23 protein-coding genes are annotated in these 19,427 nt (G+C 72.8%); 14 read left to right on the top strand and 9 right to left on the bottom strand.

Annotated features, from left to right (window positions below):
- Window positions 1-23: 23 nt before the first annotated feature.
- The 6 genes from ACIBSW_RS00635 to ACIBSW_RS00610 all read right to left on the bottom strand — a co-directional run bounded on the left by ACIBSW_RS00635 (window position 24) and on the right by ACIBSW_RS00610 (window position 8,205).
- A complete protein-coding gene (locus ACIBSW_RS00635) occupies window positions 24-890 on the bottom strand; it encodes a DUF2637 domain-containing protein (protein ID WP_354722220.1) in 867 nt (288 codons plus the stop codon).
- A 166-nt stretch (window positions 891-1,056) separates the two neighbouring features.
- Window positions 1,057-2,205: a hypothetical protein gene (locus ACIBSW_RS00630; RefSeq protein ID WP_404799182.1), complete on the bottom strand. Its 1,149-nt coding sequence runs from the start codon at window positions 2,203-2,205 to the stop codon at window positions 1,057-1,059.
- 268 nt (window positions 2,206-2,473) lie between these two features.
- A complete protein-coding gene (locus ACIBSW_RS00625) occupies window positions 2,474-3,322 on the bottom strand; it encodes a hypothetical protein (RefSeq protein WP_354722218.1) in 849 nt (282 codons plus the stop codon).
- Between the two features lie 152 nt (window positions 3,323-3,474).
- Window positions 3,475-5,535 (bottom strand): 3-hydroxyacyl-CoA dehydrogenase NAD-binding domain-containing protein, encoded by a 2,061-nt coding sequence (locus ACIBSW_RS00620; protein ID WP_354722241.1) that lies wholly within the window; start codon window positions 5,533-5,535, stop codon window positions 3,475-3,477.
- A 5-nt stretch (window positions 5,536-5,540) separates the two neighbouring features.
- Window positions 5,541-6,737, bottom strand: a complete 1,197-nt coding sequence (locus ACIBSW_RS00615) for a thiolase family protein (protein ID WP_354722217.1) — start codon at window positions 6,735-6,737, stop codon at window positions 5,541-5,543.
- Between the two features lie 148 nt (window positions 6,738-6,885).
- A complete protein-coding gene (locus ACIBSW_RS00610) occupies window positions 6,886-8,205 on the bottom strand; it encodes a ribonuclease D (protein WP_354722216.1) in 1,320 nt (439 codons plus the stop codon).
- Between the two features lie 216 nt (window positions 8,206-8,421).
- Here ACIBSW_RS00610 and ACIBSW_RS00605 point away from each other — a divergent pair, with 216 nt between their 5' ends.
- The gene (locus tag ACIBSW_RS00605) at window positions 8,422-9,369 is read left to right on the top strand and encodes a S1C family serine protease (protein ID WP_354722215.1); all 948 of its coding nucleotides are present in this window, start codon (window positions 8,422-8,424) and stop codon (window positions 9,367-9,369) included.
- Here ACIBSW_RS00605 and ACIBSW_RS00600 read toward each other — a convergent pair.
- On the bottom strand, window positions 9,366-9,938 hold the full coding sequence (locus ACIBSW_RS00600; protein ID WP_354722214.1) for a DUF3000 domain-containing protein: 573 nt from the start codon (window positions 9,936-9,938) through the stop codon (window positions 9,366-9,368). The genes ACIBSW_RS00605 and ACIBSW_RS00600 overlap by 4 nt on opposite strands.
- A gap of 85 nt (window positions 9,939-10,023) precedes the next feature.
- On the opposite strand from ACIBSW_RS00600, the gene hemE reads away from it, so the two are divergent.
- The 7 genes from hemE to ACIBSW_RS00565 all read left to right on the top strand — a co-directional run bounded on the left by hemE (window position 10,024) and on the right by ACIBSW_RS00565 (window position 15,673).
- Window positions 10,024-11,055, top strand: a complete 1,032-nt coding sequence (gene hemE / locus ACIBSW_RS00595; protein WP_354722213.1) for a uroporphyrinogen decarboxylase — start codon at window positions 10,024-10,026, stop codon at window positions 11,053-11,055.
- A gap of 62 nt (window positions 11,056-11,117) precedes the next feature.
- Window positions 11,118-12,515: an FAD-dependent oxidoreductase gene (locus ACIBSW_RS00590; RefSeq protein WP_354722212.1), complete on the top strand. Its 1,398-nt coding sequence runs from the start codon at window positions 11,118-11,120 to the stop codon at window positions 12,513-12,515.
- Complete coding sequence (hemQ, locus tag ACIBSW_RS00585) at window positions 12,512-13,216, top strand: hydrogen peroxide-dependent heme synthase (protein ID WP_354722211.1); 705 nt, start codon at window positions 12,512-12,514, stop codon at window positions 13,214-13,216. The genes ACIBSW_RS00590 and hemQ overlap by 4 nt, the downstream gene beginning before the upstream one ends.
- Window positions 13,217-13,309: 93 nt before the next feature.
- On the top strand, window positions 13,310-13,705 hold the full coding sequence (locus ACIBSW_RS00580) for a hypothetical protein (RefSeq protein WP_354722210.1): 396 nt from the start codon (window positions 13,310-13,312) through the stop codon (window positions 13,703-13,705).
- On the top strand, window positions 13,702-13,896 hold the full coding sequence (locus tag ACIBSW_RS00575; RefSeq protein WP_354722209.1) for a DUF5957 family protein: 195 nt from the start codon (window positions 13,702-13,704) through the stop codon (window positions 13,894-13,896). The genes ACIBSW_RS00580 and ACIBSW_RS00575 overlap by 4 nt, the downstream gene beginning before the upstream one ends.
- A 20-nt stretch (window positions 13,897-13,916) precedes the next feature.
- Window positions 13,917-15,017 (top strand): histidine kinase, encoded by a 1,101-nt coding sequence (locus ACIBSW_RS00570; RefSeq protein WP_354722208.1) that lies wholly within the window; start codon window positions 13,917-13,919, stop codon window positions 15,015-15,017.
- A complete protein-coding gene (locus tag ACIBSW_RS00565; RefSeq protein ID WP_354722207.1) occupies window positions 15,014-15,673 on the top strand; it encodes a response regulator transcription factor in 660 nt (219 codons plus the stop codon). Before ACIBSW_RS00570 ends, ACIBSW_RS00565 begins: the two co-directional genes overlap by 4 nt.
- Here the strand turns inward: ACIBSW_RS00565 and ACIBSW_RS00560 are convergent.
- Complete coding sequence (locus ACIBSW_RS00560; RefSeq protein WP_354722206.1) at window positions 15,643-16,113, bottom strand: GNAT family N-acetyltransferase; 471 nt, start codon at window positions 16,111-16,113, stop codon at window positions 15,643-15,645. The genes ACIBSW_RS00565 and ACIBSW_RS00560 overlap by 31 nt on opposite strands.
- A gap of 76 nt (window positions 16,114-16,189) precedes the next feature.
- On the opposite strand from ACIBSW_RS00560, the gene ACIBSW_RS00555 reads away from it, so the two are divergent.
- The 5 genes from ACIBSW_RS00555 to ACIBSW_RS00535 all read left to right on the top strand — a co-directional run bounded on the left by ACIBSW_RS00555 (window position 16,190) and on the right by ACIBSW_RS00535 (window position 18,432).
- The gene (locus ACIBSW_RS00555) at window positions 16,190-16,465 is read left to right on the top strand and encodes an isoamylase early set domain-containing protein (protein WP_354722205.1); all 276 of its coding nucleotides are present in this window, start codon (window positions 16,190-16,192) and stop codon (window positions 16,463-16,465) included.
- Window positions 16,466-16,527: 62 nt separating this feature from the next.
- Window positions 16,528-16,740, top strand: a complete 213-nt coding sequence (locus tag ACIBSW_RS00550) for a DUF397 domain-containing protein (protein ID WP_354722204.1) — start codon at window positions 16,528-16,530, stop codon at window positions 16,738-16,740.
- A gap of 75 nt (window positions 16,741-16,815) precedes the next feature.
- Entirely contained in the window at window positions 16,816-17,073 is a 258-nt protein-coding gene (locus ACIBSW_RS00545; RefSeq protein WP_354722203.1) for a hypothetical protein, read from the top strand.
- Between the two features lie 67 nt (window positions 17,074-17,140).
- Window positions 17,141-17,938 (top strand): thymidylate synthase, encoded by a 798-nt coding sequence (locus tag ACIBSW_RS00540; protein WP_354722202.1) that lies wholly within the window; start codon window positions 17,141-17,143, stop codon window positions 17,936-17,938.
- Window positions 17,935-18,432 (top strand): dihydrofolate reductase, encoded by a 498-nt coding sequence (locus tag ACIBSW_RS00535; RefSeq protein ID WP_354722201.1) that lies wholly within the window; start codon window positions 17,935-17,937, stop codon window positions 18,430-18,432. The genes ACIBSW_RS00540 and ACIBSW_RS00535 overlap by 4 nt, the downstream gene beginning before the upstream one ends.
- Here the strand turns inward: ACIBSW_RS00535 and msrB are convergent.
- Window positions 18,413-18,817 (bottom strand): peptide-methionine (R)-S-oxide reductase MsrB, encoded by a 405-nt coding sequence (msrB, locus tag ACIBSW_RS00530; RefSeq protein ID WP_354722200.1) that lies wholly within the window; start codon window positions 18,815-18,817, stop codon window positions 18,413-18,415. The two genes, ACIBSW_RS00535 and msrB, sit on opposite strands and share 20 nt — an antisense overlap.
- Window positions 18,818-18,893: 76 nt before the next feature.
- Between msrB and ACIBSW_RS00525 the strand changes: the two genes are divergently transcribed.
- The gene (locus ACIBSW_RS00525) at window positions 18,894-19,367 is read left to right on the top strand and encodes a PH domain-containing protein (protein ID WP_354722199.1); all 474 of its coding nucleotides are present in this window, start codon (window positions 18,894-18,896) and stop codon (window positions 19,365-19,367) included.
- Window positions 19,368-19,427 lie beyond the last annotated feature (60 nt).

The raw sequence follows: 19,427 nt of genomic DNA, 5'->3' as shown, positions 1-19,427 counted from the left end.
GCCTGAGGCGAGGCCGCCTGAGGCTAGGCTGCCAGGCGGAGGTCGTCGCCGTGGCCCGCCTCGCGGCGGATCGTGCGCCAGCGCGAGACGCTGATGCCCAGCTCCGCCGCCAGCTCCGCGTCGGTGATGTCCGGGCGGCGGGACTTGATCTCCACCGCGGTCTTGACGGTGTCGGCGGGGGTCCGGCGGGTCCTCGGGGCGGCGGGCTTGGCGGTGCCCTTCGCCGGTGCCCGGCCCTTGGCGCCCGCCGTTGCCGCCTTCACCGCCGGCGCGGGAGCGGCGGCGCGGGCGGCCTGACGGGTGAGCGTCGGCGCGAAGGCGGACACCTCGGCGCCCCGGGTCTTGGGCAGGCCGGTGCGGGGGAGGGCGGCGGCGACCTCGGCCAGCGCGGCGGCCGTGGCGCGGTCGCGCCGGACGCCGGCGCCCGCGGGTCCGCCGGTCGCGGCGATCGCCGGCACCGGGGTCAGGGCCGGTGCCGCCTTCGTCGTGGCGTTCTCCAGCGACGAGATGCGGCCGCCCAGCTCGACCAGGCAGATGCTCGCGACCACGATCAGCCCGTCGACCGACAGCGGCAGCAGGTAGGGCGATGCTCCCGTCTCGCCGTAGCGGGCGGCGACGCCGGCCATGTGCCAGTAGGAGACCCAGGCCGCGATGCCCGCGATCGTCGCGGTCGCGAGCAGCCGGGCGAAGGCCAGTGAGCGGCGGTGTACCGGGACCCTCGAGATCAGCTCGACCGTGAGCAGCAGGGCGAGCGGCGGCCAGGCGGCGATGGCCTGGCTGATCGGGTTGTCCTGTGCGTGCAGGATGTTCGCGACCACGGAGGCCGCGACGCCCAGGACGAGGGTCGCTCGCACGGCCCAGCGGACACGGCGAAGTTGCGGGAGTAGCACCGGACGCTCCTTTGCCAGTCGAACCGAGAATCGAAACCCGGAGGGGATCCGGCGAACCATCCTGTCGGCTCGATGTTTCGTTACGGCATCGTTGAGGCGATCGTCACGGACCGCGTCGCGTTCGTGTCGGGAGCGATGCGAACGTGTAACGCGGCCTTCCGGCGTGTCAGTTTGACTTCTTCTCGACCTCTGCCCTGATTTCGGCGAATTCGCCCTTTGCCTTGCTCAGCGACGTGAAATACCAGATCACCCAGCCGATGCTGCCCTCGTCGGCCCAGCCGCACATGACGATGCGGAGGCCGGCGGCCTCGCCCTTGCCGCACCTGGCCACGCCGCTGAGCCGGCCTGGGTCGGCGAGGGTGACTCCGGTCAGCTTCAGCTCGTCGAACGAGGTGTCGAACTCCCGCTGCGGGTCCTCGAGCGGGGCCGCGGCGGCCGCGACGACGACGATGTCCCGCTTGGCCACGGTGCCGTAGACGGCGCCGACCCGCTGCGTGGCGCCCTCGATGTTGGCCGGGCCCTGGCGCAGCTGCTCGCCGGCGGCCAGGAACTTCGGGTCGGTCAGCTTGGGGCGGCCGCCCAGCGTCTTCGGCTCCACCACGGTGATCGCGGGTGGGTCCGTGGTCGCGGTCGCCGTGGGCGTCGGCGTGGCCAGCGCGCCATCGGGGTCCTTGGCGGCGTTGCGGCCGATGAGGTAGAGGACCGTGGTGCCGCCGACGCAGAGCACCAGAACGACGGCGATCGACATCAGGATGATCGGCACCATCCTCGACTTCGCCCTCGGCGGGGGAGGGTAGGCCGCCGGCGGATAGCCGGGCTGCCCCTGCCCAGGCTGCGCGAAGCCGGGCTGCGTGTATCCGGCCTGTGTGTTTCCAGGCTGCGCAAAGCCGGGCTGCGCAAGGCCGGGCTGCGCAAAGCCGGGCTGTGTGTAGCCGGGTTGTGCATAGCCCGGTTGTGTCTGCTCAGGCTGTGTGTAGCCGGGTTGTGCATAGCCCGGCTGTGTCTGCTCAGGCTGTGGATAGCCCGGATACGGCTGCCCGAGCTGTGTCGCCTCGGGATGTGGGTAACCCGGCTGTGCATGGCCTGGCTGGCTGTAGCCGGGCTGGGCCACCGTGGGCTGCGCGTCCGGTTGCTGAGGCGGGAAGCCGGGCTGCGGCGGGACCGAGGACGGCACGTCCGGGTTCGGCCGGCCCTGATAGGGGAGGCCGGTCTGGCTCGGATAGGGCTGGGTCGGCGGATTGTCCGGCCGGGCCGCGGCGCCGGGCTGTTCGGGCTCGGGCGGGCCCGGGTGCGGCTGGTTCGGCGGCTGCGACATCAACGCTCCATCGATCGGGCAACGGCAGGGACTGCGCCGGGCCCGGCCCGCGCCTTGGCGGTGCGGAGATGCCGGACATGACACCGTTATCCGATCTCGTCACGCGTGTGACGAACCCTTGGCCCGTCTCCGACGACGACTCGATCGGTAGCACCGACCCTAGCGTCTGCATCGGACGGAGCCGAGGTGAGGCGGGTCCGAGGTGAGGCGGATCCCAGGTGCCGCGAGCCCGCGGCCGAGTTTCACGGCGGCGGGCTCGCGGCCCGGTTCACTTCTTCTGCTCGATCTCGCCGCGCATCGCGACGAATTCCTTCTCGAGGTCGGCCTTCTTCTTGAACATCATCGTGATCATGCCGACGCTGCCGTTGTCGGACCAGACGCAGACGGCCATCGGTACGCCGGCGGTGTCGCTGTCGCCGCACTTCGCGATGCCGCCGAGCGGGCCCGGGTCGGTGTCGGTCATGGTGCTGACGTTGATGCCGCCCAGGCCGAGGCCGGAGGTGAACTCGTCGAAGCGGCTCTGCGCGGAGCCGTTGAGCGAGGACGCCGCGACGATCATGACGAGGTCCTGCTCCGTCGGGTCGCCGTAGACCGCGCCGACCGAGCCGGTGGCGCCAGGGATCTTGGCCATCTGGCCGTCCAGGCCCTCGACGCTGCTCTGCAGGCTGGGGTCGGTGGTCTTGGCGCGGCCGCCGAGCGTCTCCGGCTCGACCACGGTGATCTTGGAGGCGTCGACGACCTCTGTGATCTTGTCCTTGGTGGCGAAGAAGATGGCGACGCTGCCGCCGATGCAGAGCAGCAGGACGACGCCGATCGAGATGAGCACGATCTTCAGCGCCGACGACTTCTTCTTGGCCGGGGCCACGGGCGTGCCGTAGACCGGAGCTCCGCCGCCGGGCGGCGGGTACGCGCCCTGGTCGGGCGGCGGCGGGTAGGAACCCTGGCCAGGCGGCGGGTAGGAACCCTGGCCGGGCGGCGGCGGGTAGGAACCCTGGCCGGGCGGCGGGTACGACGGCTGCGCGGGCGGCGGCGGGTAGCCGGGCGCCGCCGGCGGCGGGTAGCCCCCTTCGGGCCCCGGCTCACCGGGGGCGGGCGGCTGGTACGGCGGCTGTGACATGGGAACTCCAGAACTAAGGACGTCGGCCGCCGGGAGCCTACCGACCCCGGTCAACTCATGGCGTCGCTAACCTGTCACTCTTCGAAATGAGTGCCGTAAACAACATCGTCCCCGCGCCGGGACCAACGCGGGGACGATGTGGGGATAAAGCGTCAGGCGGGTAGGCCGGCCACGCCTCGCGGCAGGAACCGCTTGCCGGTGACCCGCTCCGAGGTGCCGCTGCGGTCCAGGTACGGCGTGACGCCGCCCAGGTGGAACGGCCAGCCGGCGCCGAGGATCATGCACAGGTCGATGTCCTGCGCCTCGGCGACGACGCCCTCGTCCAGCATCAGCCGGATCTCCTGCGCCAGCGCCTCGAGCGCCTTGGTGCGTACCTCTTCGGCGGTCAGCGGGGCGGAACCGCCCTCGACCAGCTTGACCACCTCGGGGTTGATCTCGTCGTCGACCATGAGGGGCAGGCCGGCGTCGACGATCTTCTTGAGGTTGGGGCTGTCGCCGAAGCGGTCCGGGAACGCGCCGTGCAGCGTGCCGCCCACGTGGTACGCCACCGCGGGGCCGACCAGCTGGAGCAGCGCGATCGGCCGCATCGGCAGGCCGAGCGGGTCCAGCGCCGAGTCGACGACCGACAGCGGCGTGCCGGCGTCGATGGCGTTGAAGACCTCGCTGGTGAAGCGGGTCAGCAGCCGGTTGACCACGAACGCCGGGGCGTCCTTGACCAGCACCGAGGACTTGCGCAGCTCCTTGCCGACCGCGAACGCCGTGGCCAGCGCCGCGTCGTCGGTCCGCTCGCCCTTGATGATCTCGAGCAGCGGCAGCACGGCGACCGGGTTGAAGAAGTGGAAGCCGACGACCCGCTCGGGGTGCTCGAGGTCGGCGGCCATCTCGGTCACCGACAGCGACGAGGTGTTGGTCGCCAGGATCGCCTCGGGAGTGACGATCTTCTCCAGCTCGGCCCAGATCTGCTTCTTGAGGTCGAGGTTCTCGAAGACGGCCTCGATCACGAAGTCGGCGTCGGCGAAGACGGACTTGTCGACCGAGCCGGTGACCAGGCCGCGCAGCTTGGCCGCGGTGCCCTCGTCCATCCGGCCCTTGCCGACCAGCTTGTCGATCTGGCCGTGCACGTAGCCGACGCCCTTGTCGACCCGGGTCTGGTCCAGGTCGGTCAGCACGACCGGCACCTGCAGGCGGCGGGCGAAGAGGAGGGCGAGCTGGGAGGCCATCAGGCCGGCGCCGATGATGCCGACCTTGGTGACCTTGCGGGCCAGCGACTTGTCCGGCACGCCGACCGGGCGCTTCGCGCGGCGCTGGACCAGGTCGAACGCGTACAGGCTGGCGCGGGACTCGTCGCCCATGATCAGGTCGGCGAGCGCCTCGGTCTCGGCGGCCGTGCCGTCCTCGAAGGACGCGTCCTTGGCCAGGGCGAGCAGCTCGAGGGCCTTGTTGGCCGACGGGACCGCGCCGTGCAGCTTCTCGTCGAGCTGCTGCTTGACGAAGAAGAGCACGCCCTCCCACATGTCCTTGTCGACCTCGGGGCGGGTGACCGTGATCTCGCCCTTGACGACGCCGGCGGCCCACTCGAGCGAGTGCTCGAGGAAGTCGGCCGCCTCGAAGAGCGCGTCGGCGAGGCCCAGCTCGGCGGCCTGCTTCGGCCGGAGCACCTTCTGGGTGAGCGGGTTCTGCAGGATGACCTGCGCCGCGCCCGGCAGGCCGATGAGGTTGGGCAGCAGCTGGCTGCCGCCCCAGCCGGGCACCAGGCCGATCGCGACCTCGGGCAGGCCGAGGGCCGCCGCGCCGCTGGAGACGGTGCGGTAGTGGCAGTGCAGGGCGGACTCGAGGCCGCCGCCGAGCGCCGCGCCGTTGATGAACGCGAACGTCGGGATGGCGGAGTTCTTCAGGCGGGCGAAGACCGTGTGGCCCAGCTCCCCGAGCGCGACGGCCTGCTCCCGCTCGGTGATGAACGGCATGCCGGTGATGTCGGCGCCGACGCAGAAGATGTACGGCTTGCCGGTCAGCGCGATGAACGCCGGGTCGGCCTCGGTGGCCTTGGTGATGGCCTCGTCGAGCGAGCGGAGTCCGCCCGGGCCGAAGCTGTTCGGCTTCTTGTAGTCCAGGCCGTTGTCGAGGGTGATGATCGCGGCGGGCTTGTCCAGCCCAGGCACCCGGACCAGGCGTACGAGCGCCTTGGTCACGACCTCGTTGGGGTAGTCAGGCAGAGCCGTCACTTGTCCGCACCTTCCCAGTGGGGGTTCTCCCAGATGACCGTGCCGCCCATGCCGATGCCGATGCACATGGCGTTGATGCCGTACCGGACCTCGGGGTGCTCCTCGAAGTGCCGGGCCAGCTGGGTCATGAGCCGGACGCCGGAGCTGGCCAGCGGGTGCCCGATGGCGATCGCGCCGCCCCACGGGTTGACCCGCGGGTCGTCGTCGGCGATGCCGTAGTGGTCGAGGAACGCGAGCACCTGGACGGCGAAGGCCTCGTTCAGCTCGAACAGGCCGATGTCGTCGATGGTCAGGCCGGCGAGGCGCAGCGCCTTCTCGGTCGACGGGATCGGGCCGTAGCCCATGATCTCCGGCTCGACGCCGACGAAGCCGTAGGAGACCAGCCGCATGGCGACCGGCAGGCCCAGCTCGCGGGCGGTGTCCTCGTCGGCGAGGATGGCGGCGGTCGCGCCGTCGTTGAGGCCGGCCGCGTTGCCCGCGGTGACCCGGCCGTGCGGACGGAACGGCGTCTTGAGGGTGGCGAGCTTCTCCAGCGACGTGGCGCGCGGCGCCTCGTCGACGGTGGCCAGGCCCCAGCCCTCCTCCGCGTTGCGGACGGCGACGGGCACCATGTCGGGCTGCAGCTTGCCGTTCGCGTACGCCTTCGCGGTCTTCTCCTGCGAGGCGAGACCGAACGCGTCGACGCGCGCCTTGGTGATGTTCGGCAGGCGGTCGTGCAGGTTCTCGGCGGTGGAGCCCATCACGAGCGCGGACGGGTCGACCAGCTTCTCGGCCAGGATCCGCGGGTTGGGGTCGACGCCCTCGCCCATCGGGTGCCGGCCCATGTGCTCGACGCCGCCGGCGATGGCGACGTCGTATGCGCCCATGGCGATGCCGCCGGCGACGTTGGTCACCGCGGTCATGGCGCCGGCGCACATCCGGTCGATGGCGTAGCCGGGCACGGTCTTGGGCAGGCCGGACAGCAGCGCGGCGGTCCGGCCGATGGTCAGGCCCTGGTCGCCGGTCTGCGTGGTGGCCGCGATGGCGACCTCGTCCACGCGCTCGGGCGGCAGCTGCGGATTGCGGCGCATCAGCTCTCGGATGCAGCGGATCACCAGGTCGTCGGCGCGGGTCTCGGCATACATGCCGCCCGCCTTGCCGAACGGGGTGCGTACGCCGTCAACGAAGACGACCTCGCGGCTTACTCGGGGCACAACAAGCCTCCTTGCAGGCGAACCCAGGGAGTGAGAACTCTGATGCTACTCGCCGGTAACTTGGTTGCCCAGTCGGGTACGGAGTCCTTGTGCTCACACTTTTCCACGGGACGGCACCCGAGCGGTGTCGTCCCGTGGATGAGGGCCGTCAGTCGGCGGAGGGCTCCGGGAGCGCCTCGGCGATCTTCTCGGCGATCAGGCCCACCTGCCAGTCGCGGGCGCCGAACTCCTTCAGCGTCTCCGACACCGTCTTGGTGTTCGCCTCCTGCGGCGGTGACCAGGCCAGCCGGCGGATGAAGTCCGGGCTGATCAGGTTCTCCGGCGGCAGGTTGTGCGCCTCCGCCGTACCGATCACCACCTGCCGGCAGCGCTGCAGCCGGGCCGCCGCGATCGGGTCGCGCTCCGCCCAGCGGTGCGGCGGCGGCGGGCCGTCCACCGGGACGTTCACCGGCAGCTCGTCGTCGGACAGGGCGCGCGCGCCGTCCAGGGCGTCCAGCCAGACCCGGGCCAGGCGGCGCACCGAGCGGCCGCCGAAGCCCGGCAGGCCGAGCAGGGTGCGCTCCTCCTTCGGGTCCAGCTCGGCCGCCGCGATGATGGCGGAGTCCGGCAGGACGCGGCCCGGTGCCGAGTCGCGGCGGGCCGCCACCGTGTCGCGGGCGTGCCAGAGCGCGCGGACCCGCGACTGTGCGCGGGCGCCGCGGACCCGGTGGATGCCCGAGGTGCGGCGCCACGGGTCGGTGCGGGCGCGGGGCGGGCGGTCCGCGCTCGCCACCAGGGCCGCGAACTCCTCGGCCGCCCAGGCCGACTTGCCCTGCCGGTCCAGCTCCGCCGCGAGCAGGTCGCGCAGGTCGGTCAGCAGCTCGACGTCCAGCGCCGCGTAGGTCAGCCAGGACTCCGGCAGGGGCCGGGTCGACCAGTCCGCCGCCGAGTGGTGCTTCTCCAGCGAGTAGCCCAGCAGCTGCTCGGTGAGCGCCGCGAGGCCGACCCGTTCGAAGCCCGCGAGCCGCGCCGCAAGTTCGGTGTCGAAGAGCTTCCTCGGCTTCATGCCGATCTCGGCGAGGCAGGCCAGGTCCTGGCTCGCCGCGTGCAGCACCCACTCGGTGTCGGCCAGCGCCTCGTCCAGGGTGTGCAGGTCGTCCAGGGGCATCGGGTCGATCAGGACCGTGCCGCTGCCGGCCCGGCGCAGCTGCACCAGGTAGGCCCGCTGGGTGTACCGGTAGCCGGAGGCGCGCTCGGCGTCCACGGCGACCGGGCCCGATCCCGCCGCCATGCGGGCGACGATCTCGGCGAGTTCGGCGGCGGTCTCCACCGGCCGCGGTGTGCCCTCCCGGGGCGCCGTGAGGGGGATGGATGTGCGGGCAGGCTCGGGCTCGGGACCGCCAGACGTCAGGTCGGTCGGCACGGAGTGCGGTCCGTCCCCTGCATGGTCCGGCGCGTCCCGACGGCGCAGGGGTGCTTCGTCGGTCACTCCGTAACCGTACGGGGGTACCGCCCCCCTGGCGCGCAGCCGGGTCCCGGCGCGTCGGCGCTCGATCCACTCGGCCGTTTCCAGAAATCCACCCGGTTGTTTCAAGAAAGCCGTTCGGCGCCCGTCCGCTGACCCCTTTTCGTCCGTACTACCGGCCGGAGCGTCGATATCTGGGGAGGCCCGCGCCGCATGACGACCGCATACGACCCTTTTGGGGTGCCTCGTCCGCGCCGCGCGCCGCGGGATCCGCTGTTGAGCCTGCCCGACCACCCCTCGGGTGAGTGGGCCACCGCCTCGCGCGCCGAGCCCCGGATCGGCCACCCGCGCCCAGCGCGGGTCGGGCCGCACCTGGTCGGCGCCGCGCCCTACCCGGTGGTCGCCGAGCCTGCCTCTGAGCCGGCCGCGCGGGGCGGCCGTGGCCGCGGCCGGCTGGCCACGTTTCTGCTGGTCGTCGTCCTGCTGCTGGTCGCCGGCTGGCAAACGTGGCGCCTCGAGCGGGTCGACAACCGGCTGGCGGCCAGTTCCGCACAGCTCGCCACCGCGCTCGACCGGCAGAACCAGCGTGCCGACCAGCTGGAGAAGCAGCTCGCCGGGGTCTTCGACCCCGAGGCCATCTCCCAGACGGTGCTGCCGAGCGTCTTCCGGGTCCGGGCCGGCAACTTCACCGGTACGGCGTTCTCGGTCGGCGACAAGGCCAAGGACGGGCAGGCGAACCTGCTGACGAACTTCCACGTAGTCGAGTCGGTGTGGGAGTCCGGCGGGCGCAAGGTCTTCCTCGAGCGCGGCAAGGACGAGCTCTCGGCGACCATCATCAAGGTCGACAAGGGCGCCGACCTGGCGCTGCTGCGGGCCAACCGCAAGATCGCCGGACTGGACACCGCGCCGGCGACGGTCAAGCCCGGCCAGCAGGTGGTGGTCGTCGGCGCGCCGCTCGGGCTCGAGGACACCGTGACCACGGGCGTGGTCAGCGCGTACCGGCCCGGAGACGCGGACGGGCCGACGATCCAGTTCGACGCGCCCATCAATCCCGGCAACTCGGGCGGGCCGGTGGTCAACAGCAAGGACGAGGTGATCGGGCTGGCCACGGCCAAGGCCCGGGACGCCGAGGGCATCGGCATCGCCGTACCGATCAAGACGGCCTGCGACGCCTTCAAGGTCTGTTAGTTCGCCCCGGCGCGCTGGCGGTTGTTGAGGGCCGTCACGCCCGGGGGCGGCAGGCCCGCCGTCGAGGCGAGCATCGCGCACCAGCCCTGCAGGTGCGCGCCCAGGTCGTCGGAGGTCGGCGTCCACGACGCGCGGATCTCCAGGTCGGCGGTCGGCGCCGGGCCGGCCAGCTCGCCGAACCGGGTCGACGTGGTCTGGGTGATGGTCCCGCCGATCGCCGTGTACACCGCCGAGTGCTGGTCCAGCCCGTCGGTCAGCCAGGTCCAGGCCACCGCGGGCAGCAGCGGGTCACCGGCCATGTCGGACTCCAGCTCGGCCGTGATCAGCGTGACCAGCCGCAGGTTGCCCTGCCAGGCGTCGTGCCCGGCCGGGTCGTGCAGCAGGATCAGCCGGCCGCTCGCCACCTCGTCGCCCTCGCGCAGCACGGTCGCGCTCAGCGCGAAGCCGTACGGCGCCAGCCGCTGCGGCGCGGCGATCTCCTCGAGCAGGATCTCCTCGCGCGGCGCGGCGGCCCGTAACCCGGCGACGGCGCGGGTGAACGCCTCGGGTGCGGCGGAGGTGGGCCCCATGGAGGAAGCCTATGCCGATCACGCCGATCCGGTGTTACGCGGCGCGCCGCACGGCGCCGTTCACTCACGTGGCACGATGTGGCGAGTGACCAAGTCTCTCCACGATTCGGCGTTCGTCCGGGCCTGCCGCGGCCTGCCGGTGCCGCACCCGCCCGTCTGGTTCATGCGGCAGGCGGGCCGTTCACTGCCCGAGTACCGCAAGATCCGCGAGGGCGTCGGGATGCTGGAATCCTGCCGCCGCCCCGACCTGGTCACCGAGATCACCCTGCAACCGGTACGCCGGCACGGCGTCGACGCCGCGATCCTGTTCAGCGACATCGTGGTCCCGCTGGCCGCCGCGGGCGTCGACCTGGACATCGTGGCCGGCACCGGCCCGGTGGTCGCCCCGCCGATCCGTACGGCCGCGGACGTCGCCGGCCTCCGCGACCTGGAGCCCGGCGCCGTCGGTTACGTCGACGAGGCCGTCCGGATGCTGCTGCCCGAGCTCGGCCCGGTGCCGCTGATCGGCTTCGCCGGCGCGCCGTTCACGCTGGCCAGCTACCTGATCGAGGGCGGGCCGTCGCGGACCTACCTGAAGACCAAGGCGATGATGTACGGCGACCCGGAGCTGTGGAACACGCTGTGCTCGCGGCTGGCCGACATCACGCTGGCGTTCCTGCGGGTCCAGGTGAACGCCGGGGTCAGCGCGATCCAGCTCTTCGACTCGTGGGCGGGCGCGCTGTCCGAGGCCGACTACCGCCGGTTCGTCCTGCCGCACTCGGCACGGGTGCTGAGCGGCCTGCAGGACGCGGGCGTTCCGCGGATCCACTTCGGCGTCGGCACCGCGGTCCTGCTCGGCGCGATGGGCGAGGCCGGCGCGGACGTGGTCGGGGTGGACTGGCGCACCCCGCTGGACCGGGCCACGAAGATCATCGGGCCCGACCGGGCGGTGCAGGGCAACCTGGACCCGGCGATCCTGTTCGCGCCCTGGGAGGTCGTCGAGCGGGAGGCCCGGCGGGTGGTCGCCGAGGGCCGCGCGGCGCCGGGCCACGTCTTCAACCTCGGGCACGGCGTGATGCCGGAGACCGACCCCGAGGTCCTCACCCGCCTAGTTGAACTCGTCCACGGCCAAGGGTGACATCGACAACTGCCTCCGGGCCGTGGATCCGCCGCATGCGGCGGGGCGATTAGGCTCGGCCCGTGCGTAAGCGGGTTGCTGTGATCGGCGGGGGTATCGCCGGGCTGGCCGCCGCCGTGCGGCTCCGGGAGCGGGCGCCGGCCGACACCGAGATCATCGTGTACGAGCAGTCGGGCGCCCTCGGCGGCAAGCTGCGCACCGGTGAGCTCGCCGGCACCCGCGTCGAGCGGGGCGCCGAGGCGTTCCTGGTCGGCGGGGCGGACGGCGGCGAGTCCGCGGCGGTTCGCCTCGCGCGCTCCGTCGGCCTCGGCGACGCCCTCGTGCATCCGGCCGCCGTTCCCGCGGCGCTGGCCCTCGGCGGCCGGCTCGAGCCGCTGCCCAAGGGGACGCTCGTCGGCGTACCCGGTGACGTGCACGCGCTCGGCCCGGTCGCGCGGCCGGCGGTCGGCGCCGACCTGGACCGGGGCGGCCCGCTGCTCGCGCCCGGCGCCGACGTCGCCGTCGGCGCGCTGGTCCGATCCCGCTACGGCGACGAGGTCGCCGACCGACTCGTCGACCCGATGCTCGGCGGGGTCTACGCGGGCCGCGCCGACCGGCTCTCACTCGCCGCCACCATGCCCGCGCTGGCACACGCGGCCCGCACCGAGCACACCCTGGCCGGCGCGGTCCGGGCCGCGCAGGACGCCGCGGTACGCGTGCCCGGCCGGCCGATCTTCGCCGCGGTGGACGGCGGCATGAGCCGCCTGGTCGCCGCCGCGGCCGACGCCGCGGGCGCCCGGATCTGCCTCGGCCTGCCGGTACGCGAGCTGACCCGCACCTCGCGCGGCTGGCGGCTGCTGCTCGGCCCGACTCCGGCGCCGCGGATCGAGGAGGTCGACGCCGTCGTGCTGGCCGTGCCCGCCCGCCCGGCCGCCCGGCTGCTCACCGGCGTCGATCTCGCCGCGGCCGCCGGCGTCGAGGCGCTCGACTACGCGAGCGTCGCCCTGGTCGCGTTCGCGCTGCCGCCCGGCACGCCGCTGCCCGACCTGTCCGGGTTCCTGGTCCCGCCGACCGAGGGCACGCTGGTCAAGGCGGCGACGTTCGTCACGCACAAGTGGTCGCACCTGCGCCGCGAGGGCGGCCCGGTGATCGTCCGGGCGTCGCTCGGGCGCTCCGGTGAGGAGGCCCGGCTGCAGCACGACGACGCGGCGCTGACCGCGACCGCGCACGCCGAGCTGGGCGCGCTGATCGGCGGCCGGCTGCCGGCGCCGGTGGCCTCCTGGGTGCAGCGCTGGGGCGGCGGGCTGCCGCAGTACGCGCCCGGCCACCTGGACCGGATCGCCCGGGCCCGGGCCGCGCTCGCCGACCGTCCCGGCCTGGCCCTGGCCGGCGCCGCCTACGACGGCGTCGGCATCGCGGCCTGCGTGGCCAGCGGCGAGAGCGCCGCAGATGACGTATCGAGACACCTGGAGGAGCGATGACCGATCAGCAGAGCAACGCGGCGCGGGTCAAGGAGTTGAACGCGACGATCCGCTACACGATGTGGTCCGTCTTCCGGGCCGCGTCGCCGCTTCCCGCGCTGCGCGAGGACCTGGCGCGCGAGGTCGACGCGCTGTTCGAGCAGCTGCTCGGCAAGGACGTCGTGGTGCGCGGCACGTACGACGTGTCCGGCCTGCGCGCCGACGCCGACCTGCTGGTCTGGTGGCACTCGGAGTCGCCGGACGCGCTGCAGGAGGCGTACGGGCTGCTGCGCCGCACCGTGCTCGGCCGGCACCTCGAGCCGGTCTGGTCGCAGATGGCGCTGCACCGGCCCGCCGAGTTCAACAAGAGCCACCTGCCCGCCTTCCTGGCCGGGGAGGAGGCGCGCCCGTACGTCTGCGTCTATCCGTTCGTCCGGTCCTACGAGTGGTACCTGCTGCCGGACGAGGAGCGGCGCGCCATGCTGGCCGAGCACGGCAAGATGGCGCGCGGCTACCCGGACGTGCGGGCCAACACCGTCGCGTCGTTCGCGCTCGGCGACTACGAGTGGATGCTGGCGTTCGAGGCCGACGAGCTGCACCGCATCGTCGACCTGATGCGCGACCTGCGTGCCTCGACGGCGCGCCGGCACGTCCGCGAGGAGGTGCCGTTCTACACCGGCCGCCGCCGCTCGATCACCGAGATCACCGCCTCGCTCCCGTAGGGGTCGAACGCCGCCGGCGGTCGCTCGATGTTGACTCCGATCGTCAACATCGAGCGGGTTCGCCGGGCGGCTCGCGTCCCTACCGTTTCCGGTATGAATCTTCGACTCGCTGCCCTGCTCGGACTGATCGGCCTGGCCCGCCCGGTGCTCAGCATCGTGGGGGCCTATGACTCCGGGTTTCTCGGCAAGCCGTTCGGGCCGCTGCTGCTCACCGCCGTCATCTCGATCGTCTGGATCGCCGTCGTGGTGGTGCGCCGGGAGCCCAAGCCGATTCACACGCTGGCCGCCGCCGGGGTGGCCTACGCGCTGTTCGCCATGCTGCTGAACCTGTCGCTGCAGCCCTTCCTGGAGTCGGCCGAGTCGATTCCGCTGCCGGGCTACCCGGCGATGCTGATCTTCAACGCGCTGCAGGGCGCCGTGCTCGGCGCCGTCGCCTGGGCGATCCTGCGGGCGACGAGCCGCCGCCGGGCCGAGACCGTCCCGGAGTGAGAACGGTCGGCGTGGCCGTCGTCGGCATGTTCGCCGGGCTGCTGCTCGGCGTGGTGCTTACCGAGCCGGTCGTCCGGCTGGCCGGCCCGGACGTCCCGCCCGCCACGGCGCTCGTGGTCGGCCTCGGGCCGCTGCTCCTCGCGGCGCTCGGCGCGGTGGCCGGCTTGCTGATCGACCGGCGCCGCCGGTGAGCGCGACCTACCCTGCCAGCATGAGTCCGCATGCGCGCTGGACGGACGTCGGGCTCGGCGTCGCCACGGTCGCCGTGGTCGGCGCCGCGGTCACCGCGAACGTGCGCGGCGACGGGACACCGGCGGTCGCCTATCTGTTCGCGGTCGGATTCGGCGCGCTGATGTTGGTCCGCCGGTCGCAGCCGGTGCTGGCGCTGGTGGCGTCCGGCATCGGGCTGCTCGGCTACTACGCGCTCGGGCTGCCCCCGATCGGGCTGGCGTTGCCGGTCGGGGCCGCGCTCTACTCGGCCGCCGAGGCCGGCCGGCTGCGCTGGGCGGTGGGCACCGCGGCGGCCCTGGTGGTGATCTCCTCGGTGGCGCGCACCCTCGGCGGGGAGGATCCGGCCTACCTGTACGCGTACGAACTGCCCACGACCGTTGCGGTGATCGCCGCCGTGATCGTGCTCGGCGACGGGGTGCACACCCGGCGGCTCTGGCGGGCCGAGGTGGGTGCGCGGCTGGCGCAGGAGGCCGAGCGGCGGGTCCAGCACGAGCGGCTGGCGCTCGCCCGCGACCTGCACGACGTGCTCGCGCACACCGTCTCGGCGGTCACGCTGCACGCGGACGTGGCCGCGGAGGCGCTCGACCACGGCGACCCGGCCGCGGCCCGTACGGCGATCGGCCGGGTGCGGCAGGCGAGCGGGGGAGCGGCCCAGGAGCTGCGTGGCACGCTCGCGGCGCTGCGCAGCGAGGCCGACGGCGTGTCACCGCCGCTCGGGGTGCTGGCCCGGCTCGGCGACCTCACCGACGGCGCGCCGGTCGACCTGACCGTCGAGGGCCGGGAGCGGCCGCTGCCGATGGTGGTGGACGCGACCGCGTACCGGGTGGTGCAGGAGGCCCTGACCAACGCGCGCCGGCACGCTCCCGGCCGCGCCGTCCGGCTGACCGTCTCCTACCGCCCGGCGGAGGTCGGCCTGCGCATAGTCAACGACACCGTGGCGGCCCCGGCCGGCCCGCACGGTTACGGCCTGCGCGGCATGCGCGAACGGGTCGGCCTGCTCGGCGGCTCGCTGCGCGCCGGCCCGGCGCCGGACGGCACCTTCGAGGTCACCGCGACCCTGCCCGCGGAGGCGGTGGCGTGACCGTCCGGGTGGTGATCGCCGACGATCAGGAACTCGTCCGGGCCGGGCTGCGCGCGCTGCTGGAGCGCGACCCCGAGCTGGCCGTCGTCGGCGAGGCCGCGGACGGCGCCGGCGCGGTCGCCACGGTGACGGCCGAGCGGCCGGATGTCGTGCTGATGGACCTGCGGATGCCGGGCACCGACGGCCTTGAGGCGACCCGCCGGATCGTGGCCGATCCGGCGCTCGCCGCGGTGCGGGTCGTCGCGCTGACCACGTACGGCACGGACGAGCACGTCTTCTCCGCCATTCGGGCGGGCGCGGCGGGCTTCCTGCTCAAGGACTGCGGCCCGGCCGAACTGCGCCGGGCGGTCAAGCTGGTGGCGGCCGGCGACGCCCTGCTGTCGCCCGCGGTGACCCGGCGGGTGATGGACGCCGCGGTCGGCGCCGGCCCGAGCGGCGCGCAGAGCGCCCCGCTGGCCGGCCTCACCGAGCGCGAACGCGAGGTGCTGGTCGAGGTCGCGCGCGGCCGCTCCAACGACGAGATCGCCGCCGCGCTGCACCTGAGCCCGGCGACCGTGCGCACGTACGTGAGTCACCTGCTGACCAAGACGGACGCCCGCGACCGCGCGCAGCTGGTGGTGGTCGCCTACCGCACCGGACTGGTCCGCCCCGGCTGACCGCGCCGCATCGGTACGTGGGGGATGCCGTCCTCCAGGAAGCCCGGGCCCGCCTCGACGAAGCCGAAGCGGGCGTAGAAGCCGGCCAGGTGCGCCTGCGCGTGCAGCGTGCTGGGCCGGGCGCCGATCACGGTGAGCGCGTGCTCGATGAGCCGGCTCGCGTAGCCGCCCTGGCGGGCGTCCGGCGCCGTCACCACCCGGCCGATCCGCTCGGTGTCGCCGTCGTGGAGGATCCGCAGGTAGGCGAGGATCCGGTCGCCGAGGGTCAGCCACACGTGCCGGGTGCCGGGCTCGGCGTCGCGCCCGTCCAGCTCCGGGTACGGGCACTTCTGCTCCACGACGAAGACGTCGACGCGCAGCTTGAGGATCGCGTACAGGGTGGTGGTGTCGAGATCGGGGAACGACGCCACCCGGATCTCTTCGCGGGGCTCCGGGTACATGAATCGGATTTTATGCGTCACCCATCGCGCCTCCGGTCGGTTGGGACAGGAGGTGACGCGGAGTCGGGAGGGTTAAATGATCAAGCGGAGCAAGCTCTTCGGCAACAAGACCCGGGTGACGTTCTGCCTGCCCAAGGACGCGCCCTCCGGCGCGGTGAGCGTGGTCGGCACGTTCAACGACTGGGAGCCGGGGCTGCACGAGCTCAAGGTGCGCCGGGACGGCACCCGCACGGTCACGGTCCGGCTGGACCCGGGCCGCTACAGCTTCCGCTACCTGGCCAGCGACGGCATCTGGATGGACGACGAGCACGCCGACGCCGTCGGGCCCAACGGCAGCGAACTGGTTCTCTGACCTCGGTACCCGTACCGGTTACGGCCCTTCCGTCCGGTGCCGCCGGTTGGCAGACTGTGCGCGTGCAGAAGTTCGAGGCTGACCTGTCCAACGCCGTGTGGCGCCGCAGCGCCGGGTCCGGGGCGGCCGGTGCCGCCGCCGTCGAGGTCGCCCTGCTCGAGGCCGGCGTCGCCGTGCGCGACGCCCGCAATCCCGACGGGGACGTGCTGTTCTTCACCCCGGCCGAATGGGACGCGTTCGTCGGCGGCGCCAAGGACGGCGAGTTCGACCTGTAGCGTGGTGAATCAAGGGCATGCCGGTCTTTCCGGATATCAACCTGAATAAGGTTCATTTCTGGGTAGCCTGCCCCTATGACCACTCGCGATAGTTCTGACCTGCTGAAGAAGGTGGAGCGGTACGAGTCCGCGGTGACGGAGCTCGAGGCCGCCCACGAGGACGTCAAGGGCGTCCTGATCGAGTCGATCCTGTTCGCCCGGTGGCAGGAGCTCGGCAGCCGGCTCGGCTTCACGGCCGTCGACCCGGCCAAGCAGAAGGGCGAGGAGCCCAACCGGGACCTCCAGCAGCTCAACCAGCAGATCTCGGCGATGAGCGAGTCCTGGGCGCACTGATTTTGTGACCCGCGACGCCCGGGGGCGGCGACCGCCCCGGGCGCGCCGAGGCGCTAGCGTGGCGGTCATGGCCGACACCCAGTACGAAGATCTGCTGCGCCGGGTCCTCGAGACCGGCACCCCGAAGGCGGACCGCACCGGCACCGGCACGGTCAGCCTCTTCGGCGAGCGCCTGCGCTACGACCTGTCGCAGGGCTTCCCGCTGATCACCACCAAGCGGGTGCACTTCAAGTCCGTCGCGGTCGAGCTGCTCTGGTTCCTGCGCGGCGACAGCAACACGCAGTGGCTGCGCGACCGGGGTGTGACCATCTGGGACGAGTGGGCCGACGAGAACGGCGACCTCGGCCCGGTGTACGGCCGGCAGTGGCGCTCGTGGCCGACGCCGGACGGCGGCCACGTCGACCAGATCGCCGAGCTGCTCGCCACGCTGCGCGCGGACCCGGACTCGCGCCGCATGATCGTCTCGGCCTGGAACGTGTCCCAGCTGCCGGAGATGGCGCTCGCGCCGTGCCACGCGATGTTCCAGTTCTACGTCGCCGACGGCCGGCTCTCCTGCCAGCTGTACCAGCGCAGCGCGGACATGTTCCTCGGCGTCCCGTTCAACGTCGCCAGCTACGCGCTGCTGACTCAGATGATCGCGGCCCAGGTCGGCCTGGTGCCCGGCGACTTCATCTGGGTCGGCGGCGACTGCCACATCTACGCCAACCACGTCGAGCAGGTGCGCGAGCAGCTCAGCCGGCCCGCGTACCCGTTCCCGACGCTGGAGCTGGCACCGGCGGATTCGCTGTTCGACTACACCTACGAGCATTTCTCGGTGGCGGGCTACCAACACCACCCGGCGCTGCGGGCCCCGGTAGCGGTATGACAGTGCACCTGATCTGGGCCGAGGCCCGGGGTGGGGTGATCGGGGCGGGCGGCGGCATTCCCTGGCACCTGCCCGGCGAGCAGAAGATCTTCAAGGAACGCACGATGGGCTCGACCGTCGTGATGGGGCGCGCCACCTGGGATTCGCTGCCGGAGCGGTTCCGGCCGCTGCCCGGCCGCCGCAACGTGGTGCTGACCCGGCAGCCGGGCTGGAGCGCGGACGGCGCGGAGGTCTTCGGCTCGATCGACGACCTGCTCAAGGTCCACGACGAGTTCTGGGTGATGGGCGGCGGCGCGATCTACGCCGAGTTCCTGCCGACGGCCGGCCACATCGTGCGTACCCGCATCGATCTGGACGTCGAGGGCGACACGTTCGCGCCGCGGCTGGGTCCGGAGTGGCGGGTCACCGCCGGTGCCGACGCGCAGGCGCCGGGCACCGGCGTGCGTTACACGGTGGAGGATCTGACCCGGGTGCCTACTTCGGGTCCAGCCTGATCGACAGGCTGTTCACGCAGTGCCGGGTGTTCTTGGCCGTCATCATCTCGCCCTTGAAGACGTGGCCGAGGTGGCTGTCGCATCGGGCGCAGCGGATCTCGGTGCGGACCATGCCGTGGCTGCGGTCCTCGATCTCGCGGATCGCGCCCGGCACGGCGTCGTCGAACGACGGCCAGCCGCAGTGCGAGTCGAACTTCGTGTCGCTCGGGTAGAGCTCGGCGCCGCAGGCGCGGCACGCGTACATGCCCTCGGTCTTGGTGTCGACGTATTCGCCGTGCCAGGCGGGCTCGGTGGCGCCCTCGCGCAGCACCCGGAACTCGTCGGGGCTCAGGCGGACCCGCCACTCGTCCTCGGTGGCAGGCAGGGAGGTCTTGTCGGTTGCCATGCCCCCAAAGGTACGTCGATGCGTGACGGCGCACTGCCAGTGCGGCCAGGGCCGTGACCCGCGCCGTTGAACGGACATGGATGCAGCGCGATTCCGCCCCACCTGGCAGCAGGCCCTCGGCCACGGCATGTACCTCGGCGCGCTCGCCGCGGCGGCGGTACTGGTCGCCACGCTGGGAGTGCTGGGCTGGACCCGCGGCGCGCCGCCGCACTGGGTGTGGCCGCTGCTCGCGTTCGGGCCGCCGCTGGCCGGTGCGGTCGCCGGGGTCCTGCTGCGGCCCCGGCTCGGCACCACGGTCGACGCCGGCGGCATCCGCACGGTGACGCCGTTCCGCGGGGGCGTCGAGCCGTGGAGCCGGGTCGTCGACCTGCGCGCCGAGCGCCGCGGCGGCCGCAATGTCGTCTCGGTCTACCTGGAGTCCGGCGCGAGCGTGCAGCTGCGCGCGCCGTACAGCGGCGAGCTGTTCGCGGCGGACCCGCAGTTCGAGCTGAAGGTCTTCGCACTGTCGCACTTGTGGCGCAGTCATCGCTTCGGGGGCGTTCCAAGCTGAAATGACCCGCTGAGGGAAGATGCGACGAATTCGGGCATAAGCCGCTAAGCTCACATCGGA

The sequence above is a fragment of the Actinoplanes sp. NPDC049668 genome, assembly GCF_044465445.1.
In the GTDB taxonomy this organism is placed as follows: Bacteria; Actinomycetota; Actinomycetes; order Mycobacteriales; family Micromonosporaceae; genus Actinoplanes.
Note: the sequence above shows the minus strand (reverse complement) of the source record. Positions and strands in the feature narration are given on the sequence as shown.